The sequence below is a fragment of the Deinococcus soli (ex Cha et al. 2016) genome (assembly GCF_001007995.1).
In the GTDB taxonomy this organism is placed as follows: domain Bacteria; phylum Deinococcota; class Deinococci; order Deinococcales; family Deinococcaceae; genus Deinococcus; species Deinococcus soli.
The window spans coordinates 3,090,635-3,111,296 of the sequence record NZ_CP011389.1; the positions used below are offsets into that span (position 1 = coordinate 3,090,635).

General features: G+C 70.3%; 21 protein-coding genes. 8 read left to right on the forward strand and 13 right to left on the reverse strand.

The window, feature by feature from the left end:
- Together SY84_RS14970 and ftsY are read left to right on the forward strand one after the other, a co-directional pair.
- Nucleotides 1-282, forward strand: coding sequence for a glutaredoxin family protein (locus SY84_RS14970; RefSeq protein WP_052751199.1), 282 nt, complete (start codon nt 1-3; stop codon nt 280-282).
- 83 nt (nt 283-365) lie between these two features.
- Complete coding sequence (gene ftsY, locus SY84_RS14975) at nt 366-1,322, forward strand: signal recognition particle-docking protein FtsY (RefSeq protein WP_046844671.1); 957 nt, start codon at nt 366-368, stop codon at nt 1,320-1,322.
- A 54-nt stretch (nt 1,323-1,376) separates the two neighbouring features.
- Here ftsY and SY84_RS14980 read toward each other — a convergent pair whose 3' ends face one another.
- From SY84_RS14980 to SY84_RS15005, 6 genes are all read right to left on the reverse strand, one after another.
- The gene (locus SY84_RS14980) at nt 1,377-2,378 is read right to left on the reverse strand and encodes an ABC transporter permease (RefSeq protein WP_046844672.1); all 1,002 of its coding nucleotides are present in this window, start codon (nt 2,376-2,378) and stop codon (nt 1,377-1,379) included.
- Between the two features lie 16 nt (nt 2,379-2,394).
- Nucleotides 2,395-3,423 carry an ABC transporter permease gene (locus SY84_RS14985; protein WP_046844673.1) on the reverse strand — a complete coding sequence of 343 codons (1,029 nt, stop codon included), beginning with the start codon at nt 3,421-3,423 and terminating at the stop codon, nt 2,395-2,397.
- A 98-nt stretch (nt 3,424-3,521) separates the two neighbouring features.
- On the reverse strand, nt 3,522-5,099 hold the full coding sequence (locus SY84_RS14990; protein WP_046844674.1) for an ABC transporter substrate-binding protein: 1,578 nt from the start codon (nt 5,097-5,099) through the stop codon (nt 3,522-3,524).
- 652 nt (nt 5,100-5,751) lie between these two features.
- Nucleotides 5,752-6,507, reverse strand: coding sequence for a fumarylacetoacetate hydrolase family protein (locus SY84_RS14995; protein WP_046844675.1), 756 nt, complete (start codon nt 6,505-6,507; stop codon nt 5,752-5,754).
- 51 nt (nt 6,508-6,558) lie between these two features.
- Nucleotides 6,559-8,340, reverse strand: coding sequence for a putative bifunctional diguanylate cyclase/phosphodiesterase (locus SY84_RS15000; RefSeq protein WP_052751200.1), 1,782 nt, complete (start codon nt 8,338-8,340; stop codon nt 6,559-6,561).
- Between the two features lie 271 nt (nt 8,341-8,611).
- Entirely contained in the window at nt 8,612-9,748 is a 1,137-nt protein-coding gene (locus SY84_RS15005) for an acyl-CoA dehydrogenase family protein (RefSeq protein ID WP_046845307.1), read from the reverse strand.
- A gap of 194 nt (nt 9,749-9,942) precedes the next feature.
- Here SY84_RS15005 and SY84_RS15010 point away from each other — a divergent pair, with 194 nt between their 5' ends.
- Entirely contained in the window at nt 9,943-11,238 is a 1,296-nt protein-coding gene (locus SY84_RS15010) for a hypothetical protein (protein ID WP_046844676.1), read from the forward strand.
- 21 nt (nt 11,239-11,259) lie between these two features.
- Here SY84_RS15010 and SY84_RS16590 read toward each other — a convergent pair whose 3' ends face one another.
- Nucleotides 11,260-11,403 carry a hypothetical protein gene (locus SY84_RS16590; RefSeq protein WP_157883013.1) on the reverse strand — a complete coding sequence of 48 codons (144 nt, stop codon included), beginning with the start codon at nt 11,401-11,403 and terminating at the stop codon, nt 11,260-11,262.
- 155 nt (nt 11,404-11,558) lie between these two features.
- Entirely contained in the window at nt 11,559-12,866 is a 1,308-nt protein-coding gene (gene purB, locus SY84_RS15015; RefSeq protein ID WP_046844677.1) for an adenylosuccinate lyase, read from the reverse strand.
- Nucleotides 12,867-13,071: 205 nt separating this feature from the next.
- On the opposite strand from purB, the gene SY84_RS15020 reads away from it, so the two are divergent.
- Together SY84_RS15020 and SY84_RS15025 are read left to right on the forward strand one after the other, a co-directional pair.
- Nucleotides 13,072-13,587 carry a hypothetical protein gene (locus SY84_RS15020; protein ID WP_046844678.1) on the forward strand — a complete coding sequence of 172 codons (516 nt, stop codon included), beginning with the start codon at nt 13,072-13,074 and terminating at the stop codon, nt 13,585-13,587.
- Nucleotides 13,588-13,662: 75 nt separating this feature from the next.
- Nucleotides 13,663-14,778, forward strand: coding sequence for a DNA glycosylase AlkZ-like family protein (locus SY84_RS15025; protein WP_046844679.1), 1,116 nt, complete (start codon nt 13,663-13,665; stop codon nt 14,776-14,778).
- On the opposite strand, the gene SY84_RS15030 is transcribed toward SY84_RS15025, so the two are convergent.
- Together SY84_RS15030 and SY84_RS15035 are read right to left on the reverse strand one after the other, a co-directional pair.
- Entirely contained in the window at nt 14,748-15,764 is a 1,017-nt protein-coding gene (locus SY84_RS15030) for a phosphotransferase family protein (protein WP_081424623.1), read from the reverse strand. The two genes, SY84_RS15025 and SY84_RS15030, sit on opposite strands and share 31 nt — an antisense overlap.
- A 13-nt stretch (nt 15,765-15,777) precedes the next feature.
- The gene (locus SY84_RS15035) at nt 15,778-16,011 is read right to left on the reverse strand and encodes a hypothetical protein (protein WP_046845308.1); all 234 of its coding nucleotides are present in this window, start codon (nt 16,009-16,011) and stop codon (nt 15,778-15,780) included.
- Nucleotides 16,012-16,132: 121 nt separating this feature from the next.
- Here SY84_RS15035 and glmM point away from each other — a divergent pair, with 121 nt between their 5' ends.
- Nucleotides 16,133-17,467: a phosphoglucosamine mutase gene (glmM, locus tag SY84_RS15040; protein WP_046845309.1), complete on the forward strand. Its 1,335-nt coding sequence runs from the start codon at nt 16,133-16,135 to the stop codon at nt 17,465-17,467.
- 132 nt (nt 17,468-17,599) lie between these two features.
- Nucleotides 17,600-18,100 carry a hypothetical protein gene (locus SY84_RS15045; RefSeq protein ID WP_046844681.1) on the forward strand — a complete coding sequence of 167 codons (501 nt, stop codon included), beginning with the start codon at nt 17,600-17,602 and terminating at the stop codon, nt 18,098-18,100.
- 246 nt (nt 18,101-18,346) lie between these two features.
- On the opposite strand, the gene rpsT is transcribed toward SY84_RS15045, so the two are convergent.
- Nucleotides 18,347-18,625, reverse strand: a complete 279-nt coding sequence (gene rpsT, locus SY84_RS15050) for a 30S ribosomal protein S20 (protein WP_046844682.1) — start codon at nt 18,623-18,625, stop codon at nt 18,347-18,349.
- Between the two features lie 248 nt (nt 18,626-18,873).
- On the opposite strand from rpsT, the gene SY84_RS15055 reads away from it, so the two are divergent.
- The gene (locus tag SY84_RS15055; RefSeq protein WP_046844683.1) at nt 18,874-19,440 is read left to right on the forward strand and encodes a RecX family transcriptional regulator; all 567 of its coding nucleotides are present in this window, start codon (nt 18,874-18,876) and stop codon (nt 19,438-19,440) included.
- A 24-nt stretch (nt 19,441-19,464) separates the two neighbouring features.
- Here the strand turns inward: SY84_RS15055 and SY84_RS15060 are convergent, their stop codons facing one another.
- Nucleotides 19,465-20,397, reverse strand: a complete 933-nt coding sequence (locus tag SY84_RS15060; protein WP_046844684.1) for a diacylglycerol/lipid kinase family protein — start codon at nt 20,395-20,397, stop codon at nt 19,465-19,467.
- Between the two features lie 71 nt (nt 20,398-20,468).
- Nucleotides 20,469-20,657, reverse strand: coding sequence for a hypothetical protein (locus SY84_RS15065; protein ID WP_046844685.1), 189 nt, complete (start codon nt 20,655-20,657; stop codon nt 20,469-20,471).
- Nucleotides 20,658-20,662: the final 5 nt, after the last annotated feature.

Below are 20,662 nucleotides of genomic sequence, written 5' to 3' on the forward strand. Positions count from 1 at the left end.
GTGACCCCCACCCCGACCCTCCCCACCCTGACGCTGTACACCCGCGCCGGATGCCACCTGTGCGAGCAGGCGGCCGCGAACCTCGGCGCGATGAACGTCCCGTTCACCCCGGTGGACATCGACGCGTTCCCCGACCTGCGCGCCCGCTGGACCGACCACGTGCCCGTCCTGGTCTGGACGCCGCCCGGCCAGTCAGAACAGGTGCTCGGCAAGGGCGCGTTCAGCCGCGCGCGCGCCGGGCAGATCAAGCTGCACCTCATGCGTACTGTGTCCGGAACCTGAAGCCGTCCGGGGACGCGCGACCGCGCGCCGGGACGCTATGGTGGGCGCATGAATCACCCCTGTCCCCCCGCCGGAGTGCCCGCGTGAGCTGGCTCGAACGTCTCCGCGACGGGCTCTCCAAGACCCGCAAGCAGATCAACGACACCGCCGGGTTCCTCGGCAGTGACGTCCGCGACGTCCTCACCAACCGCCTGGACACGATTGAAGACCTCGAGTACGCCCTGATCGCCGCCGACGTGGGCCGCGCCGCCACCGAGGAGATCCTCGACGACATCCGCCGCGCAGAGGGCAAGAACCTCCAGGACGCGCTGATGGACGCCCTGACCCTGCAACTGGAACCCGACGCCAAACGCGCCGAGTTCCGCAAGCTGGGCTTCAGCCCCGACGCGCGGCGCAGCAGCGTCGACCCCAGGGGCCACGTCGTCATGGTGATCGGCGTGAACGGGGTGGGGAAGACCACCACCATCGCCAAGCTGGGCCAGTACTACGTGGACCGTGGCAAGAGTGTCATGTTCGCCGCCGGGGACACCTTCCGCGCCGCCGCCGGCACACAGTTGGGCGTCTGGGGTGAGCGCCTGGGCATCCCGGTCGTGCAGGGCGTGGACGGCGGCGACCCGGCCGCCGTGGCCTTCGACGGCGCGGCCGCCCGCGCGGCGCGCGGCACGGACCTGCTGTTCGTGGACACCGCCGGGAGGTTGCACAACAAGCACAACCTGATGGAGGAACTGAAGAAGGTCCGCCGCGTGATCGAGAAGGCCGACCCGAACGAACCGGCCGAGGTGTGGCTGGTGCTGGACGCCGTGACCGGCCAGAACGGCCTGCAGCAGGCCAAGAAGTTCCACGAGGCCACCCCGCTGACCGGCGTGATCGTCACGAAACTTGACGGCACCGCCAAGGGCGGCATTCTCGTGCCGATCGTGCGGGAACTGGGCGTGCCGATCAAGTTCATCGGGGTGGGCGAGCAGCCCGGCGACCTGCAACCCTTCGACAGCCGCGAGTTCGTCCGCGCGCTGTTCGACGTGAACATCCCCCGCGAGTAACGGTAGGAAGAGGCGGCCCCCAGGAGATCCGGGGGCCGCCTCATTGTGTGGGGTCTACTGGGTGCTGCGGGGGTCCAGGACGTCGCGCAGCCCGTCGCCGAGCAGGTTGAAGCCCAGCACGGTCAGGAAGATCGCCAGTCCCGGGAAGATCATGGTCCAGGGGGCGTCCAGGTAGTACTGGCGGCTGTCGCTGATCATGGTGCCCCACTCGGGCAGGGGCGGCTGCGCGCCGATGCCCAGGAAGCCCAGTGCGGCGACCTCGATGGTGGCGGTGGCGATGCTCAGCGCGCCCTGCACGATCAGGGGCGAGAGGCTGTTGGGCAGCACGTGCCGGAACACCATACGGCCCTGCGAGGCGCCCAGCGCCCCGGCGGCCGCCACGAACTCCCGCTCGCGGACCGAGAGGACCACGCCGCGTGCCAGGCGCAGGTACACCGGGATCTGGACCAGCGACACGGCCAGCATGGCGGTGACCAGCTGCGGACTGTTCAGTGCGAACAGCCGGTCCATGCCCGCGATCAGCAGGGGCGGGTTGTCGGCACTGAAGATGCTGGCGAAGCCGATGGCCAGCAGGATGCCGGGGAAGGCCAGCATCACGTCCGTGACGTAGCCCAGGACGCTGTCGAGCCACCCGCCGAAGTACCCGGCGAGCACACCCAGCAGCGAACCGATCACCAGGGCCAGGATGGTGCTGACCACGCCAACCTTCAGGCTGATTCGGGTGCCGTGCAGCACGCGGGTCAGGATGTCACGGCCCAGGTTATCCGTCCCGAATGGCGCGGCCAGCACATTCACCTTCCCGCTGACGGGATCGGTGTACGTCTGCTTCGCCTCCTCGTTCCACAGGGCCGTGACCGAGGGCGGCTTGAGGCGCAGGCTGTAGCGGTTGGGTTCGTTGCGAGGATCGTAGGGTTTCAGGACGCTGGCGAACACCGCCAGCAGCACGAATGCCAGCACGATCACCGCGCCGACCTTGCCGGGCGTGCTGCGCCGGAAGCGCCGCCAGAAGATGCTGTCCTGCTTGGGAGTGGACTGCGGAACAGTCGTTGTCGTCATGAGGTCACTGTTCCTTTCAGCTGTACTGGATGCGGGGATCAAGGGACGCGTAACTGAGGTCCACGAGCAGGTTCACGACACTGACCACCAGCGCCGCGAAGATCACGCCGCCCTGGATGATCGGGTAGTCGCGCTGGCTGATCGCGTCGTACACCCACGACCCCAGGCCCGGCCAGGAGAAGATCGTCTCGGTCAGCACGGCGCCGCCCAGCAGCGCGCCAGCCTGCAGGCCGATCACGGTCACGACCGGCAGCAGCGCGTTGCGCAGGGCGTGCTTCATGGTCACCGTGCGGTCCGCGAGGCCCTTGGCCCGGGCGGTGCGCACGTAGTCCTGGTTCAGGACGTCCAGCATGGCGCTACGCGTAATGCGCGCCACGATGGCCAGCGGAATGCTGCCCAGCGCGATCGCCGGGAGGATCAGGTGCCGTACGGCGTCCCACGCCGCGGCCAGCTGCCCGCGCAGCAGGGCGTCCAGGACGTTGAAGCCCGTGATGGGTGCAATGTCGAACTCGGTGCCCAGGCGGCCGCTGGGGGGCAGGATGCCCAGCTTCACGCCGAAGAAGTACGACAGGAGCAGACCCAGCCAGAACACCGGCATGCTCACGCCCACCAGCGAGATCGTCGTGGCGAGGTTGTCCCAGATGCTGTTGCGCCGCAGCGCCGCCAGGATTCCGGCGGGCATGCCGATCAGCAGCGCGACCAGCAGCGCCGCGACGCTCAGTTCCGCCGTGGCCGGGAAACGGGCCTTCAGGTCGTCCAGCACGGGAATGTTGCTTTTCAGGCCGGTGCCCAGGTCACCGCTGAGCAGCGCCGTCATGTACTTCGGGTACTGCGCGTCCAGCGGGTTGGCCGGGTTGAAGAACCAGGGTTTGTTCAGGCCCAGCTGCTCGCGCAGCGCGGCGGCCGCTTCGGGCGTGGCGCGCTCGCCCAGCATGGCCACGGCCGGGTCGCCGGGAATCGAGCGGACGAAGACGAACACGACCAGACTGATGCCCAGCATGACCAGCAGGGTGCGTGCAAGGCGGCGGATCAGGTAACTGCCCAAGGTGGATCTCCAGAGGTGAGGGGGAATCGAAATGGGGGAGGGGCCGGAGCAGGCGCCGTGCAAGGCGCAACTCCGGCCCCTCCGCGTTCAGCCGGGCGTTACTTCTTGCTGCCGACGCTGATGGTGTTGAATGGTTCGCTGCCCAGCGGGCTGGGCGTCCAGCCCTTCACGTAGCTGCGCGCGGCGGCCAGCGGGTTGCTGTGCACCATGGGAATGCGGTACGCGGCGTTGTAGGTGAGTTCGTGCAGCTGCTGGTACACCTTGGCCTTGGCGGCCTGGGTGTTCGCGGCGCGGCCCTGCTGCAGCAGCGTCTCGACGTTCGCGGGGTTCCAGTTGATGTCGTCTGACGCGTTCGCGCCGTAGTACGCGCCGTAGAAGTTGTCCGGGTCGCCGTAGTCGCCGGTCCAGCCGATCATGTACATGTCGAAGCCCGGTTCCTTGTTGCGGTCTTGCAGGTACTTCGCCCAGTCCTCGGTCTTCAGGTTCACCTTGATGCCGATGACGCTCAGGTCCGCTGCGATCGCTTCCGCGATGGGCTTGGGGGTGGGGAAGTACGGGCGGCTGACCGGCATGTACCACAGGTCGATCGAGAAACCGTTGGGGTAGCCGGCGTCGGCCAGCATCTTCTTCGCGGCGGCCGGGTCGAACTTGTAGTCGGCCGGAACCTTGGGGCTGTTCGCCCAGGCGAGCACCGGGGGCAGGAAGCTGGCGTTGCTGACGGCCAGACCGTTCCAGAAGGCGTTGGCGATCTCCTTCTTGTTGATGGCCATGCTGATCGCCTGACGCACCGCCTGGTTCTTAAGGTACTGGTTGCGGTTGTTCATGCTGACGAAGCCCACGTTGAAGCTGGGGCGCTTGACGGCCACGAGGTTCTTGTCCGCCTGGATGCTCCTGAGGCTGTCAGGGGTCAGGTCGTTGGCGAAGTCGATGGTCCCGGCCTTCAGTTCGTTCAGGCGCTGGCTGGCGTCCTTGATCGAGCGGATGACCAGCTGGTCGACCTTGGCCTTCTCACCCCAGTACAGCTTGTTGGGCAGCAGGGTGACGCGGTCCCCGGTGCGCCAGCTCTGGAAGATGAACGGGCCGGTGCCGACAGGTTTGCTGGCGGGCGTGCCGTACTTCGCGCCTTCTTTCTTGATCGCCGTCGGGCTGGCGATCCCGAAATACCCGGCGGCCAGGACTTCCGGCAGGACGCTGGAGGGCTTGTTCAGGTCCACGCGCACGGTCGTGTCGTTCACCTTGACGATGTTCTTGATGACGGCAGTGGCGTCGCCCTTGTAGCCGCCGAGCAGTTCGCCGACGATCTCGAAGGTGCGGCCCTGGTCACGGAAGCCGTAGGGGTGGCTCTTGTCCCACCAGCGGCTCAGGTTGAACACCACGGCGTCGGCGTTCATGGGGGTGCCGTCGTGGAAGCGCACGCCCTTGCGCAGCGTGAAGGTCCAGGCGGTGTTGTTGGCGTTCGCGGTCCACTTGGTGGCCAGGCCGGGCTTGAGGTCGGTGGTGCCGTCCTCGAAGTCGACCAGGGTGTCGTAGATCTGCCGCTGCACCAGAATGCTGATGCCGTCGGTGATGTTCCCGGATTCCAGGCTGACGGGTTCGCCGTTACCGCCGAAGACGAGGGTGGCGGCCGACGCGGCACTGAGGGTCGCGAGCAGGGCGGTCAGAAGCACTTTCTTCATGGAACCTCCAGTCCTGACCGGCACAGGCGTCACAGCCCCGGTCAGGGGCGCGTGGGCAGGGTGGGCAGGACGATGAAAAGGAAAAACGTGCGTTCAGGGTATGGGCCACCCCCGGGGGTGTCAAGCGACCGTCACTGACCGCGGTGTCAGCTGTGCGCCCCCTCGGGACAGTTCGGGGGTCGGGGGCCTCCTGACCTGGGCCTCTGCCCGGGCGGTCGGGGGACCATCCCGCCCCTCCTGACGGCGCAGACGGCCCGTGTCACCGCAGCATTCACAGCAGAATCATACGGACTCCGATTGAATGGGCTTTGCAGCCCGTTCAATCCGAGCGAAGCGAGTGGGAGAAAAACGGGTTCCGGACGTGGAGCTGGCAATCCGGTGAAGTTCCGGATTGTTGGCGAAACAAACGGAATCCGTATCAGAGGTATTGAAGGGGTTGCCCAAGACCTCCGATTCGAGCGGAGCGAGCATCTGAGAAGGACAGCGGTTGAACCTGGACTTGAGGGGCGTGTTCTTGGCCCCTCAATGCAACTGGAAACCGCTGCCAGCGCTCCTGATGGGCTGATCTTTGAGATCTTTGAGATCGGGCGGACCCGCAGGACGGGCACCCGGGAGGGGCGCGGTGGCTCCCGGGTGTACCTGGAAAGCGCGGTCAGACGATGGGCGTGACGAGGACCCCGAGGCCCGAGACCTCCACCTCGACCGTGTCGCCCGGACCGACCGGGCCGACGCCCTCAGGCGTGCCGGTCAGGACGACGTCGCCGGGTTCCAGCGTCACGAAACGCGTCAGGTACACCAGGATATCCACGACCGGGAAGATCATCTGGGCGGTGCGGCCGTCCTGTCGCGTCTGGCCGTTCACGCGGGTCTGCACGCGCACGTCGCGGGGATCGAAGTCGGTCTCCAGCCAGGGGCCCAGCGGGCAGAAGCGGTCGGCGGCCTTCGCACGGAACCACTGCAGGTCGGTCTTCTGGAGGTCGCGCGCGGTCAGGTCCAGGGCGCAGGTATAGCCCGCCACGGCTGCCAGCGCTGTGTCGGGCGTGAGGTTCCGGGCGCGCTGCCCGATCACCAGCGCCAGTTCACCCTCGAAGTGGAAGTTCTGCGTCCAGTCAGGGCGCTGCACGGCGCCGCCCGGTTCAGCCAGGGTGTTGGGGCCCTTCAGAAAGATGCCGGGCTCTGCAGGCAGGTCGCCAGTGTCGTTGCCCAGCTCGCGGATGTGGTCGAGGTAGTTGCGGCCCACGCAGACGATCTTGCTGGGCTCGGCCGGGGCGAGCAGCGTCACGCCCGCAGCGTCCAGCGTCTCGCCTGTGGGCTCGCCGCCCATACCGCGCGTGACCTGCACCTGCGTGCCGTTCAGGACGCCCCACTGCGCCGCGCCGTCCCCTGCCGTGAATCTGACGAGTTTCATGCGCGCAGGATACGGCCCGCGGGCCCCACGCCGGGACCCGGGGGCGGGAGTTCAGGCCAGCGGGGCGGGACGCCCGAAGTGGAAGCCCTGCAGGTACGTGCAGCCCACCTCCCGCAGCAGCGCCGCCTGCATGGGTGTCTCCACGCCCTCGGCGACGGTGTTCAGGCCCAGGGCGCGCCCCAGAGTCACGATGGCGCGCACGACCTCCAGTGAGCGGACGCCGGTCTCGCCGTCCTGCCCGACGCCCTGCACAAAGGACCGGTCGATCTTCAGGTGCTGGACCGGCAGGCTCGACAGGGCCGACAGGCTCGAGTACCCGGTGCCGAAGTCGTCCAGGGCCAGCTGCACGCCCAGCGCGCGCAGGTCCCGCAGGACCGCCCGGGAGCGGTCGGCGTCCAGCAGGGACGACTCGGTGATCTCCAGCACGAGCCGGTCGGGGTCGATGCCGCTCTCGTTCAGGATGTCGGACACGCGCTGCACGTACCCGGGCTGGTCGAATTCCAGCGGGCTGACGTTCACGGCCACCCGCCGCAGGCGGCCGCGCTGGATCTCGCGGGTGGCGGCCCTGAGCATGAACTCCCCCAGCTGGTGGATCTGCCCGGACCGTTCGGCCAGCGGGATGAAGTCCGCCGGGCTGATGAGCTGCCCGCTGCGCTGCCAGCGCACCAGGGCCTCGCAGCCCGCCGGACTGTAATCGTTTGCGTGCACGACCGGCTGGAAGTACGCGAGCAGCTCGCCGCGTTCACCCGCGTGGTGCAGCGCCGACAGCAGTTCGAGGTCCGAGGCGCTGCGGGAGTCGTGCAGCGCATTGAAGAACGCCCAGCCCAGCCCCGCGCGCTTGGCGCGGTACATGGCGGTATCCGCGCGGGCCAGCATCTCCTCGGCGTCCACGCCGTCGTCCGGGTACAGGCTCACGCCCGCGCTGAAACTGGCGGGCAGGTCACGCCCACCCACCGTGAACGGCCGCTCCATCGCGTACCGCAGTCGCGTCAGGACCCGCTCCACGGACCCGATGCCCCGCACGTCGGTCAGCACCAGTGCGAACTCGTCGCCTCCCATCCGGGCCACGAGATCACTGCTGGACAGTGCCTCGCGCAGGCGCGTCGCCACCTGCTGCAACAGGACATCCCCGGTCTGATGCCCCAGCGAGTCGTTGATGACCTTGAACCCGTCGAGGTCCAGTAGCGCCAGCGCCACCCGCTCGCCCGACAGGGTCACCCGCTGCGCCGACTGGCGCAGGTACTCGCGCAACTGCGCGCGGTTGGGCAGGCCGGTCAGGGCGTCGGTCAGGGACAGCCGCTCGAGCTGCACCTGCACCGCGCGGCGTTCCAGTTCCCCGCTAAGCACCTCGGCCAGCTGCGTGAGCGACTCGACCTGCTCGGGCGTGAAGGGGCGGGGGCGGTGGTCAATCACACACAGGGTACCCAGTGCGTAGCCGTCCGGGGTGACCACCGGCACCCCGGCGTAGGCGCGGACGCTCATGGGACCGGTGACAGTCGCGCGCCGCGCCACGCGCGGGTCGAGGTGCGTGTCCGGGATCACCAGCGGCCCAACCTGCTCGACGACCAGCGTGCAGATCGAGTCGGTGCGGCTCGAGCCGTCCTGGACGGTGCCGGAGCGCGCCTTGAACCACTGGCTGTCGCGGTCAATCAGGCTGAACAGCGCCACCGGGGCCTGACACAGTGTCCGGGCGAGATCAACGATCCGGTCGAACGCAGCCTCGGGCGGCGTCTGCCACAGGCCGCTGCCCCGAATCGCCTCCAGTCGCCCACACTCGTCACCGACGATGCCGAGCGTCTGAAAGGGGTTCAGGTGTGGCTCGCCGGGCTTCATGTCCCAAGTGTCCATGAATGCCTCTCACACGTTCCTGTCGAAGGGGATATTAATGCAAGGACTTCAACGTGGTCAGGGCCCGGCATCTGCGCCGGCGCGCAGCCTGCCCGGTCTGAAGAGCTGCCGCGCACGGTGGCGTGGTCCAGTCAGCAGGTCCGGCACAGGCGCCCGTCGGGCAGGTCCGGGGTCACCACTGCGGTGACTTCCGCCGCGGAAAGGGGCCGGGCGCGGACGGTCTGCCCGCCCCGCGCCCGGCCCCCCCGGGCAGCGGTCACTTCAGCAGATTGCGGCTGATCACCACGCGCTGGATCTCGTTGGTGCCCTCGTAGATCATGTTCAGTTTCACGTCGCGCAGCAGCTTCTCGACCGGGTACTCGGCCACGTAGCCGTACCCACCGTGAATCTGAATGCCCTCGTTCGCGGCGTTGAAGGCCATTTCACTGCAGTACGCCTTGGCGATCGCGCTCTCGAACCCGTGAGGCTGCCCCTGGTCCACCAGCCACGCGGCCTTCTGGTACATCAGGCGGCCCGTCTCGATGCCGATGGCCATCTCGGCCAGTTTGAACTGGATCGCCTGGAACTCCGCGATAGGCCGGCCGAACGCCGCGCGGTCCTTGGCGTACTTGATGCTCTCCTCCATGGCGCGCCGCGCGATGCCGACCGAGCCCGCCGCGACCGGAATGCGGGTCTTGTCCAGGGTCTTCATGGCGATCTTGAAGCCGTCGCCCAGGCCGCCCAGCTGGTTCTCGCGCGGCACGCGGACGTTCTCGAACACCAGTTCGCTGGTCAGGCTGGCGCGCTGGCCCAGCTTGTGCTTGATCTTGTTGTACGAGAAGCCCGGCGCGTCCTTGGGCACCACCAGCGCGACCGTCGCCTTGTGACCGCCCTGCTTGTCGGTGGTGGCGAACACGACCGTCACTTCGGCCAGACCGCCGTTGCTGATCCACATCTTCGTGCCGTTGATGACCCACTCGTCGCCGTCCAGCACGGCGGTGGTGCCCATCGCGGCGGCGTCGGAGCCGTTGTTCGGTTCGCTCAGGGCGAACGCGGCCAGCCCGGCCTTCTCGGTCAGCGGCGTCAGGAAGCGCCTGTGCTGCTCCTCGGTGCCGCCGATCAGGATCGGGGCGATGCCCAGTTCGCTGGCCATCAGGACGGTGTAGATGCCCATGCAGCCGTACGCGATCTCCTCGCCGATCAGGCACTCGTCGAACATGCCCAGGCCCAGACCGCCTGCGTGCTCGGGGATGCTGGGGTTGAGCAGGCCGACCTCGAAGGCCTTCTCGACGACCTGCCAGGGCAGTTCTTCCTTCTGGTCGTACTCGGAGGCGATCGGGATGATCTCCTTGCGGGTGAAGTCGCGGGCGAGCTGCTGCAGCTGGCGTTGTTCGTCGTTCAGGGTGAAGTCCATGGTCACTCCTCAGTGTGGGCGCGCGGCTGCGCCGGAATGGGGGGGCAGAATGGGGGATTGTACTGGGTTCAATCTTATCAGGGCCGCGCCCCCCCACGCACCTGTCCCCGACCCGGTGGCGCACAGCCCGTCCACCCACGCTGATCATGAGCTGATCACGCCCCACCCGGTACAACCCAGGCCAGAGGCGCCCCATGACCACACCCCCACCGCAGCGATCACCGGACCCACCGCCGCCCCCACACCTGGACCTCACGCTAGACCTGCGCGTCCTGAACGACGAGAACTTCGCCCGCAGCGACGCCACCTGCCACGCCAGCCACACCCGCCTGCCCCTGCTTGGCCGCCCCCACACCCACCGCCAGTACCTGCGTCTGGGCGGCAGCCGCACGCTGACCCTGAACCTTCACTGCCCCCCGGCCCTCCACCCCCATACCCTGCGCGTTGAGGCCGTCATCCACGAGACCCGCCCCGCACCGGCCCGCGCGCGTCACCACGCGGCCGTCCCACTGCGCCCCGGCCTACCCACCCCGCAGGGCCTGCCCCTGCACCTGCCCGGCGACCCGCACCCGTACGCGCACCTGACCCTGCGCTGCACCCTGATCCCCGCCGGACCTGACCCGGGCGGCGCCCTGCACGCCCGCGCGTGCAGCCTCGGCTGGACCCCCACGCACCTGCACGCCGTGCCCGGCGGGCACCAGCTGACCACCGACCACGGCGCCCTGTACCACGACGGCCACACCACCCGCGCCCTGCACCACCACGCCGACACCCACTACCACGCCCGCGGCGGCCCCGGCGGTCCCCTGGGCCTTCCCACCGGCGACGCCCTGACCAGCCCCGGGTGGACCCTCACGTTCGCCGGGCACACCCTGCGGCACGAACGCGGCCACACCGCCCTCCTGACCCGCGCGGCCGCCGCGCACTGGCCCGCCGCCGGCGCCATCCTCGGCCTGCCGGTCGCCGACACCACCCGCCTCGACCGCCCGCCCGGCCCGCTGGACGTCACCCCCTGCGAGCACGGCACCCTGCTCGTCGACCCCACCCGGCCTGCCCGGATCACCCCCAGGACCCTGCGCGTCCCGCCCGCGCGCGTCACCCGCTGGCTCCAGGCGCACCTCGACCCGACCGGCAGCGGCGAACAGTCCGGGCAGTTCAGCGACCCCTGGCCCGGCCAGCCGCTCCGCTACCCGCTGACCATCCACACGCCCGGCGGCCCCCTGACCCTGTGCGTGCCGCTCGCCCTGAAGATCAGCCCCACCCCTGACGCCCGGCGCGAAACGCACCTGAACGCCCGGCAGGCCGGCGTGATTGACCTGCCCCCAGGCACGCCCGCCCGCGCCGCCCGCCACACCCTGCGCGTCCTGGATGACCTGCTGCGCCGCCCCCTGCTGCTCGCCACCCTGGGCGCCGGCAACCACCTGATCGGCGCGCACGTCACCCCGGACGGTGGCCTGCACCTGGACTTCCTGCCCGCCGACTGGACCTGACCGCGCTGTCCAGTGCCGACGCTAATTCAGCTCGCGCAGCACGGCGGCCAGCAGCAGCACGTTCACGCACAGCAGCACGTTCGACGCGGGCACCACCCAGCCCGGCTCGAAGGTCCCTGCGCCCCGGCGGGGTTTTCTGCGTTTCGCACGTCGTTTCCGAGCCATCGGGTGGCGAAGGTACCACCCGCAGGCCCGGCAGAACGGGAAAAACCATGCAAACGCCCCCGCTGGGGGCACCTGCATCCCGTGCAGGACAGCGTCAAGCAGGCGGGGCGGGGGAGAGCACGCGCCTCCACCCACCCCGCCCAGAATCGACCGGTTTACATGCCGAAACGCGCGTAGATGTCGTCCACGTGCCGCAGGTACCAGCCCAGGTCGAACGCGGCGTCCAGTTCCGCGTCGCTCAGGGGGCTGTCCGCGTCGGCCTTCAGCAGGTCACGCAGGCCCTCGCCGGTCTCCCAGGAGCGCAGGGCATTGCGCTGCACCAGGGTGTAGGCGTCCTCGCGGGACAGGCCCTTCTCGTCGATCAGGGCGTGCAGCACCCGCTGGCTGAACACCAGGCCGCCCAGGTCGTTCAGGTTGCGCAGCATCCGCTCGGGGAACACCACGAGGTCACGCAGCACCCCAGTCAGGCGGCGCGTGGCGTAACTGGTCGCGGCGGTCGCGTCGGGCAGGATGACCCGCTCGGCGCTGGAGTGGCTGATGTCCCGCTCGTGCCACAGCGGCACGTTCTCCAGGCCCGTCAGCAGGTACCCGCGCAGCAGCCGTGCCAGTCCCGTCACGTTCTCCGTGAGGATGGGGTTCTTCTTGTGCGGCATGGAGGAACTGCCGGTCTGGCCCTTCCCGAAGGGTTCCATCGCCTCGCGCACCTCGCTGCGCTGGAGGTGGCGGATCTCCACGGCGATCTTCTCGACGGTGGTGCCGTAGATCGCCAGGGCGCTCAGGACCTCGGCGTGACGGTCCCGGGCGAGCGTCTGGTTCGTGACCGGCGCGGCCTGCCAGCCCCACGCCTGCGCCACCTCCTCCTCGATGCGGGGCGAGACGTGCGCGAACGTCCCCACCGAACCCGACAGCATGACCACCTGAATGCGCTTGCGCGCGGCGTGCAGGCGCTCCAGGTCGCGGTCCAGGGTCGCCATCCAGTTCAGGAACTTCAGACCGAAGGTCATCGGTTCGGCGTGAATGCCGTGCGTGCGGCCCACCGTCGGCGTGTGCTTGTGCGCCGCCGCCTGAATGCGGCACACCTCGCGCAGCGCCTCCACGTCCGTGATAATCACGCCCAGCGCCTCGTCCAGCACGAGATTCTGCGCGGTGTCCACCACGTCCGTGCTCGTCAGGCCGTGGTGGATGAAGCGCGCCTCGTCGCCGTAGCGGTCGGTCAGGGCGCGCGTGAACGCCACGATGTCGTGCCGGGTCACCGCCTCGATCTCCGCGACCTTCAGCGCGAACGCCTCGTCGAGCGGGTCGGCCTCACTCTTGGCCGTCAGGGTGTCGAAGGCCGCCTGGGGCACCTCGCCGTGCCGCGCCTGCGCCTGCATGGCGGCCAGTTCCACGCGCAGCCACGCGCGGTACTTGCTGGCCTCGCTCCACAGCGCCTTCATTTCCGGGGTCAGGTAACGGTCAATCACGGTTTTCCAGCGTACCACCCCCCCGCCGCCGCCCGGCGCGCGGTGTCCAGCCGGGGGCAGAGGCGCCGCCGGGCAGCCCCCCCGATTGGCGGGAGGGACGCGAACTTTTTCGTGTTCACAGCTTTCCGTCAGCTTCGCGGCGCACACTGCGGGCGTTGTCTCAATTCACGGCGGCCCCGCGCCGCCCCATGCCAGAGGAGGCCCCATGAACCGTACCCTGATCGTCACCCTGACCGCCCTGACCCTGGGCACCGCCGCTCTCGCCGAGGACGCCGCGACGACCGTCACCCTGCCCGGCACCGTCACCACCAGTGTGAAGGACGCCTGGGCCGCCTTCGCCACGGCCGGTGGAAAGGCCGAATTGCTCGGCGCGGACGGCAGCGTCATCGGCACCCTGAACGCCGACGGCACCGTCACCCTGACCGGCGCGGCGACCCTGAGCGACGTCCGGAGCGTCAGGCTGGCCCCCGCGACCGGCGAGGCCATCACCGTGAACGTCACCCGTGACCTCAGCAAACCCGGCGCGATCAAGATCGAGTTCACCGACGCCCGTGGCCGCACCCAGTCCCTGCCCCTCCCGGCGGTCGTCAACCGTCTGAAGGCCGCCGCGCCGGACGACAGCGGCGAGAGCGGCGACGACAGGGGCGCTGGTGACAAGGGCAAGGGGAAGGACGACAAGGGCGGCAAGCCCAGTACCAACCCCGGGAAAGGCAAGCCCTGACCCTCTGATTACGCGGAACGCGGGACGCTCTGATCGGGGCGTCCCGCCGTCCCGTATGTGCGCTAGCCTGAACACGTGAGCCTCACGCCTGCCGACCTGCGCGCCGCCGCGCTGCGCACCCTGGCCCCCGCGCAGGGCGTGCAGGCCGCGCTGAGCCGTATGGGCTTCGTGCAGGCCGACCCGATCCGCGCGCCCGCCCGCGCACAGGACCTGACCCTGATGGCCCGCGTGCAGGACTACCGCGCCGGGGACCTCGAGCGGCTGTACCCCACGCTGGACGCCGAGGAGGACATCATCCCCAACTACGGGTTCGTGACGCGGGACGTGCAGCGCCTCCTGCACCCGCGTGAGGTGCCCCCAGGCCGCGTGGAGCGCGAGCATCCCGGCCTGATCGCCGACGTCCGCGCCGTGCTGCACGAGCGGGGCGAGGTCCACCCCCGTGACGTGATCGCCGCGCTGGGCGCCCGGCGCGCCTCGAACTACTGGGGCGGGAATAGTCAGGCGACCACCCGCGCGCTCGACACCCTGCACTACCGGGGCGAGGCGCGGATCGTACGCCGCGACGGTGGCGTGCGCGTGTACGCTCTGTCCCCGCACCTGGACGCCCTGCGGGCCGATCCGCTCCCCACCCCGGACCGCCTGCGTGGGGTCGTGTACCTGCTCGCGCGGCTGTACGGCCCGCTGCCCGAGGCCAGCCTGCGCTACCTGACCAGCCTGTCCGGCTACGGCCTGCCGCACCTGCGCGCGGACCTGCGCGGCGCGCTGCGGGACGTTATGAAAGGTGAACTTGAGGGGGCGCGTGTGGACGGCGTGCCGTACGTGTGGGCGCCGGGCGACCACCCCGGCGACGCGCCCGCTTCGCGCGGCGTGCGGATCGTGAACCCCTTCGACCCGCTGGCGTGGGACCGCCGCCGCTTCGAGCACCTGCACGGCTGGGCGTACCGCTTCGAGGCCTACACGCCCGCCCCGAAGCGCACCATGGGGTACTACGCGCTGCCGCTGCTGCACGCGGGCCGCGCGGTCGGCTGGGCGAACCTGAGTGTGGGCAGCGGCACCCTCAATGCGGGGATCGGCCTGCGGCCCGGCGTGCGGCGCAGCGCCACGTTCACGGCCGCGCTGGACCGCGAACTGGACCGCCACCGCGCCTTTCTGAACGCCGCTCAGGTCGCGGTGTCGTTCGACCACGCCTGAGCGGCGCGGGCCAGCGCCTCCGCAACACCACCCGATCCGCTGCCCCGGCGGCGCAGGGTCTGCCGGGCGGTGGACAGCAGGTTCAGCGCCAACCCCGCCCGCTCCTGCGCCCGCAGCGCCGCCGGGGACAGCGGCAGGCCTGCCTGCGCCAGCGCGTCCGCGTAGATTTCTCGCAATTCGCCGCCCAGCCGGGCGCGTTCCCCGGCGTCCAGCCGCAGCGCCAGCAGGTGCGCGAGATCCTCGCCCGGCAGGCTGGGATGCACCTGCCCGTAATCGATCAGGACCGGCGTGCCGTCCGCGCGGGACCACATCACCTGCCCCGCGTGTATGTCGCCGTGCACCAGCGTCCAGACCGGCACGTCCCGCAGCAGCGCCGGGAGGGCCTGCGCGGCGTCCAGCAGGGCGTCCCGCTGCGCGGCGGGCAGATCCGGCACGCCGGGCCGATCCTGCCACCGGGCCACGCGATTCCGGTCCAGCACCTCCTCCGGCTGCCACGTCCACTCGCCGCTCAGGGCCGCGCGGCCCGGCCCGGCCCAGTGCGCGTGCAGGGCCGCGAGCAGCCGCACCACGTCCCGCAGGCCCTCCTCCCGCGCGGCGTCGTCCGTGAAGTAGCCCCAGCCGGTCGTCGCGTCCGTCAGGTCCCGCATGAGCAGGTGCGCCAGCGGCCGATCCGCGCTGCGAGCCGCGTGCAGCAGCGGCGCGTACGGCACCGGGCAGCCGGACGCGAGGTCGCGCAGGTAGGCCGCCTCCCGCTCCAGGCGCCCGGCGGCCCGCGCGTCCCGCCACCCGGCCGGGAGGTACTTCAGGAACAGCGGCCCGCCCGCCGACGCGTAACGGGCGAAGGCCGCGCCCTCGCCCACCCACGATTCCCGCAGCTGCGCGCCGGGGAACTGCGCCCGCAGCGTGCGGGGCCACACGCGGGCGTCCACCGCCACCTCGCCGGACGGGGCGCGCCACGTATCCGCCAGCAGCGCCCCCAGCCGCATCAGCTCAGCCTCATCAGGTCAACAGGGACACGAGACCCAGCAGCGACCCGCCCGCCAGCGCCGCCCCCACCACGAACACGCCCAGGCAGCCCAGCGGCCCCCGGCGGCGCGCGCGGTAGTGCCCGCCGTGCCCGTAGTGGTGCCGCCCGTGGCTGTGCGAGGAGCGGCTGTGGTGCCCCAGGAACCCGCCCCGGTGCCCGTGCCCACTGCGACTGAAGGAGAACGATCCGATCGAGAATCCACTCATGCCCTGCACTACGCGGCCCGCCCGGGAAAAGTTGCGCCGCCTGAACCGGGTCCATTCAGGTGCACTGGCCTGCACGGCCTCCGGCGAGGCCGACACTCCGGCGCGTATGATGGGCGCGATCATGACGGAACGGAAGTACTTCGGAACGGACGGCGTGCGCGCCGTCGCAGGCACCCATCCCCTCACGGCCAGCTGGGTCATGACGCTCGGCGCGGCCGCCGGGGAGGTCCTCAGGGGCAGCAACCCACGCGCCACCGTGGTCATCGGCAAGGACACCCGCCAGAGCGGCGACATGCTGGAAGCCGCGCTGGCCGCCGGGCTCACCAGTCGCGGCGTGAACGTCATCCACCTGGGCGTGCTGCCCACCCCCGGCGTGAGCTACCTGACCCGCCACCTGAAGGCCGACGCGGGCGTGGTCATCAGCGCGTCGCACAACCCCTACGAGGACAACGGCATCAAGTTCTTCGGCGCGGACGGCCAGAAGCTCAGCGACACCACCGAACTGGAGATCGAGGCCGCGATTGACCGTGTCCCCGATCTGGCTCCCGTGACCGGTGTGAACCTGGGTGAGGTCACCAACTACACCGAGGCGGAGCGCCTGTACGTGAACTACCTCAAGGCCCTCGCGCCCGACCTGAGCGGCCTGCGCATTGCCATGGACTGCGCCAACGGCGCCGCGTACCGCGTGGGGCCCAAGGTCTTCCAGGCCGCCGGGGCGGACGTGTTCGCGGTGTACACCACCCCGGACGGGCGCAACATCAACCGCGGCTGCGGCAGCACCCACATGGACCACCTCCAGCGCATCGTGCGGGAAGGGAAGTACGACCTGGGCGTCGCCTTTGACGGGGACGCCGACCGCGCGCTGTTCGTGGACAGCCGCGGGAACGTCGTCCACGGGGATCACATGCTGCTGCTGAACGCCCGCGCCCGCGGCGAGACTGCCGTCGTGACCACCATCATGGCGAACATGGGCCTGGAGGTGAAACTCCGTGACGCGGGCATCCCGCTGGAACGCACCGCGGTCGGCGACCGTTACGTGCACGAGCGCCTGCACGGCGGTGGCCTGCATCTGGGCGGCGAGCAGAGCGGCCACATCCTCTTCCTGGACGTGTCGCCCACCGGGGACGGCGTCCTGACCGCCCTGCTGACCCTGAAGAGCATGCAGCAACTCGGCACCACCCTGGACGCCCTGCACGACGACCTCGTGATGTTCCCGCAGACCCTCGTGAACGTCCGCGTGGCCGACAAGAAGGCCATCGCGCTGGACGCCGAGGTGCGGGCCGCTGTTGACCGCGCTCAGGAGCGTCTGCACGGGAAGGGCCGCGTGAACCTGCGCCCCAGCGGCACCGAGAACCTCATCCGCGTGATGGTCGAGGGCCAGGACGAGGCGGAAATCCACGAGATCGCCCGCGAACTGGCTGGCGTGGTCGAGGCGCGCGGCGCCCTGACGGCCTGACCGTCTGGCCCGCCGGGGCGAAATCGGTCACAGCACCCTCATGTACGCCCGGGGTACACCTACGTCAGACCCGCGTCACACGCCCGCGCTCAGAATGACGCCCGAGACCGCACGCCGCCCCGGAGGACGCCCATGAACCTGTTGCCCCTGCTCTTGACCCTGCTGCCCGGCGCCGCGCTGGCCGCCGCGCCTGCCGCCCCCAGTCCCCTGAAACTGACCGCCAGTACCTCCGTCGTCACGAAGACCACGAAGGACGGCAAGACCACCGAGACCCTCACCGACGCCAGCCGGGTCGGCGTGGTACCGGGCACCACCCTGGACCTCGCGCAGACCTTCCAGAACGTCAGCGCCCGCGAGCTGGGCGGCCTGAAACTCAGCATGCCGGTCGACAAGGCCGTGATCTTCCAGAGTGCAGGCTGCACCGTCGCGGGCGTCACCACGCTGTACTCCGTGGACGGCAAGACCTTCGGACCGGCGCCCCTGAAGAAGACCGTGACCGTCACCGAGAACGGCCGTCAGGTGCAGAAACAGGTGGAGGTCAAACCCAGCGAGTACCGCGCGGTCCGCTGGGAGATCCCCACCCTGAAGGCCGGTGCGTCGGGCCGCTGCGCGGTGCGCGCCACCGTCCGCTGACGCAGCCACGCAACAGACGTCCCCCACACCACGCTGGTGATGGGGGACGTCTACTGTCGCACGGACGCCGCGTGAATGGTTTGCAACAGCCGTTCAATCCGGGCGGACGCCAGAAGGAGCAAGGCGGGTTCCGGGCGTGGGGGTGGCAACCCGGTGTCCTTCCGGGTTGTGAACGACGCAGACGGAATCCATACCACACGAGAGGGGCGCGTCAGCCGCAGCCGACGCGCCCCTCCGGGCTGGAGTTCAGCCCTGCTGGGCGGCCTTGGCCTTGTTGATGGCCTTGGCCAGACGGCTCTTCTTGCGGGCCGCGGCGTTCTTGTGCAGGGTGCTGCCCTTGGCGGCCTTGTCGATCAGGCTCTCGGCGCGGGCCTGCACGGCGGCGCTGTCCTCGGCGCCGGTCTGGGCGGCCACCAGGGCCTTCTTGCTGAAGGTCTTGATGGTGCTCTTGCGGCTGCGGTTCAGCAGGCGGCGCTTGAGGCTCTGGCGATGACGTTTCTGGGCGGATTTGTGACGAAGGGCCATGGTGGTTCTCCTTGTTCTCCCGCCGCCTGTCTGGCGGGTCGGGGCGGTTCCCATGGCGGGAACGCGAGCGTCCGGACCACGGGGGTTCCGGCGCGCCGGGCACGTCGCCGTGACCCGGGCCGCTCACCGCGCGCGGTGGGCAACCTGCGCACTATAGCGGCCCGCGGCGCCGCGCGGCAAGTGCGGGCCAGGTGCGGGCGCGGTGCCGGGACACCTTCGCCTTCCAGCCCACGCGGCATACTGCGCGGGTGAGAGCCCGCCGACCCCGCCCCGCCACCCCGGACGCCGGGCCCGAGGCCCGCCCCGCGCGGCCCCGAGACCCGCAGGAGGAACGCGACGCGCTGCTCGCGTACGCCTTCCGCGCGCTGGGCCAGCGGGCCCTGAGCGCCGCCGAACTGCGCGGCCGCCTGGAACGTCGCAGCGAGAACCCGGACCTGATTGAGGAGGTCCTGAAGCGCGTGCAGGAACTCGGGTACCAGAACGACGCGCAGGTCGCCCGCAGCGAGGGCGCCCGCCGGGGCGTGGGTACCATGCGCGTCCGCCAGACCCTCAAGCGGCGCGGCGTGCAGGACGACCTGATCCAGGAGGTCGTCGAGGCCCGCGACCCCGACCGCGAGCACGCCGAGGTTCTGACCCTGCTGGAGCGCCGCTGGTCGTCCCTGGCCCGCAAGCGCGACCCGCAGGCCAGTGCGTTCGCGTTCCTGGCCCGGCGCGGGTACACCGGGAACGTCATCTGGCCCGCCCTGCGCGAGTTCATGGCGGGCCGCCCGGTCGAGGAACCCGGCGACGAACCGGACTGGCCAGACGAGAATTGACAGGCGAGGATTGACCCTCGGGGTTCAGGCGTTCAGGAGCCGCACCGCGCCGGGCCGCACCTTGGCCTCCAGGCGGGTGACGGGGGCGCTCAGGTCACCGTCGAGGTGCGCGCGGATGGGGCGGCTCCAGCGGACCGAGACCTGCCGCGCCGCCGCATGGTGCGCCAGCGGGTGGCCCAGGTGCGTGCCACGCAGCACCCGCGCCAGCAGTCCGCTCAGTTGCAGGCGGGTCATGGGGCCGCCCACGACCACGTTCAGCAGGCCGTCACGCACGTCCGACTGTGGGCTGATCAGGAACCCGCCGCCGTAGCGCGTGCCGTTCATGACCGCCACGATCGGGCTGGGCCCCGCGTACAGCGTCATGCCGTCCGCGTCCACGGTCACGTCGGCCAGCGTGAGGTCCTTCAGGGTCGCCACCGCCGACCACGCGTAGCGCGCGAAGCCCCGCACGCGTGGCGGCACGCGGTCCATGTTCGCGGTGACGTCCGCGTCGAAGCCCATGCCCAGGCCGTTCAGCAGCGTCCGTTCCGTCACGCGGCCGTCCGCGTGGTACGCCCGTACGGTCAGGGCGTCCACGGCGCGCGGCGTGAACGCCAGCCGGTCCAGCGCCTCCCCGAACGCGCCGGGTTTCAGGCCCAGCAGGCCCGCAAAGTCGTTCCCGGTGCCCAGCGGCAGGATCGCCAGGGGCCGCCCGGTCCCCACCACGGCAGGCAGCAGCGCGCCCACCGTGCCGTCCCCACCGACCGCCATCAGCGCCGTGTCCTTCGGGAGGGCCTGCACCCGCACCAGGGCCAGCGCGGCGTTCTCCTCCTGAATCAGGGTATGGCGCATCCCGCGCCGCTCCAGTTCGGCCCGCAGCCGCGGCCACTCCCGCGCGGCCAGCCCACCCCCCGCATTCGGGTTCAGGACCACAGCCAGTTCCGGAAAGTCCGCCGCGCGGAGAGAAGCGTCACTCACGATCCCAGCAGGATAAGGCCTGCGCCCCGCGCCACCGGCCCGCCCTGACCCGGTTCAGCCCCCGGGGCGGGTCACTTCATGTTCGGGTCGTCCTGCAACTTCCGGGCCTCCATCTGCCCGACCAGGTGCAGCCACTCGTCGTCACTCAGGTCGTCCGGGGTGCGGCCACTGGCCTGAAGCAGGTCCCGCATCAGGGCCACCTCGCGGTCGGAACTGGCCTGCTCGCCCAGCCGGGCACGGATCGCGGTGTCGGAGATCATGCCGC

Coding starts and splice junctions, on each gene's coding strand:
- SY84_RS15000 (WP_052751200.1), bottom strand. CDS start 8,340: ATGAAGCCCGGCGAGCCACACCTGAACCCCTTTCAGACGCTCGGCATC.
- SY84_RS15065 (WP_046844685.1), bottom strand. CDS start 20,657: ATGATCTCCGACACCGCGATCCGTGCCCGGCTGGGCGAGCAGGCCAGT.
- SY84_RS15030 (WP_081424623.1), bottom strand. CDS start 15,764: ATGCGGCTGGGGGCGCTGCTGGCGGATACGTGGCGCGCCCCGTCCGGC.
- SY84_RS15035 (WP_046845308.1), bottom strand. CDS start 16,011: ATGAGTGGATTCTCGATCGGATCGTTCTCCTTCAGTCGCAGTGGGCAC.
- SY84_RS15005 (WP_046845307.1), bottom strand. CDS start 9,748: ATGGACTTCACCCTGAACGACGAACAACGCCAGCTGCAGCAGCTCGCC.
- SY84_RS14990 (WP_046844674.1), bottom strand. CDS start 5,099: ATGAAGAAAGTGCTTCTGACCGCCCTGCTCGCGACCCTCAGTGCCGCG.
- glmM (WP_046845309.1), top strand. CDS start 16,133: ATGACGGAACGGAAGTACTTCGGAACGGACGGCGTGCGCGCCGTCGCA.
- SY84_RS14980 (WP_046844672.1), bottom strand. CDS start 2,378: ATGACGACAACGACTGTTCCGCAGTCCACTCCCAAGCAGGACAGCATC.
- SY84_RS16590 (WP_157883013.1), bottom strand. CDS start 11,403: ATGGCTCGGAAACGACGTGCGAAACGCAGAAAACCCCGCCGGGGCGCA.
- SY84_RS15045 (WP_046844681.1), top strand. CDS start 17,600: ATGAACCTGTTGCCCCTGCTCTTGACCCTGCTGCCCGGCGCCGCGCTG.
- rpsT (WP_046844682.1), bottom strand. CDS start 18,625: ATGGCCCTTCGTCACAAATCCGCCCAGAAACGTCATCGCCAGAGCCTC.
- SY84_RS14995 (WP_046844675.1), bottom strand. CDS start 6,507: ATGAAACTCGTCAGATTCACGGCAGGGGACGGCGCGGCGCAGTGGGGC.
- SY84_RS15010 (WP_046844676.1), top strand. CDS start 9,943: ATGACCACACCCCCACCGCAGCGATCACCGGACCCACCGCCGCCCCCA.
- SY84_RS15020 (WP_046844678.1), top strand. CDS start 13,072: ATGAACCGTACCCTGATCGTCACCCTGACCGCCCTGACCCTGGGCACC.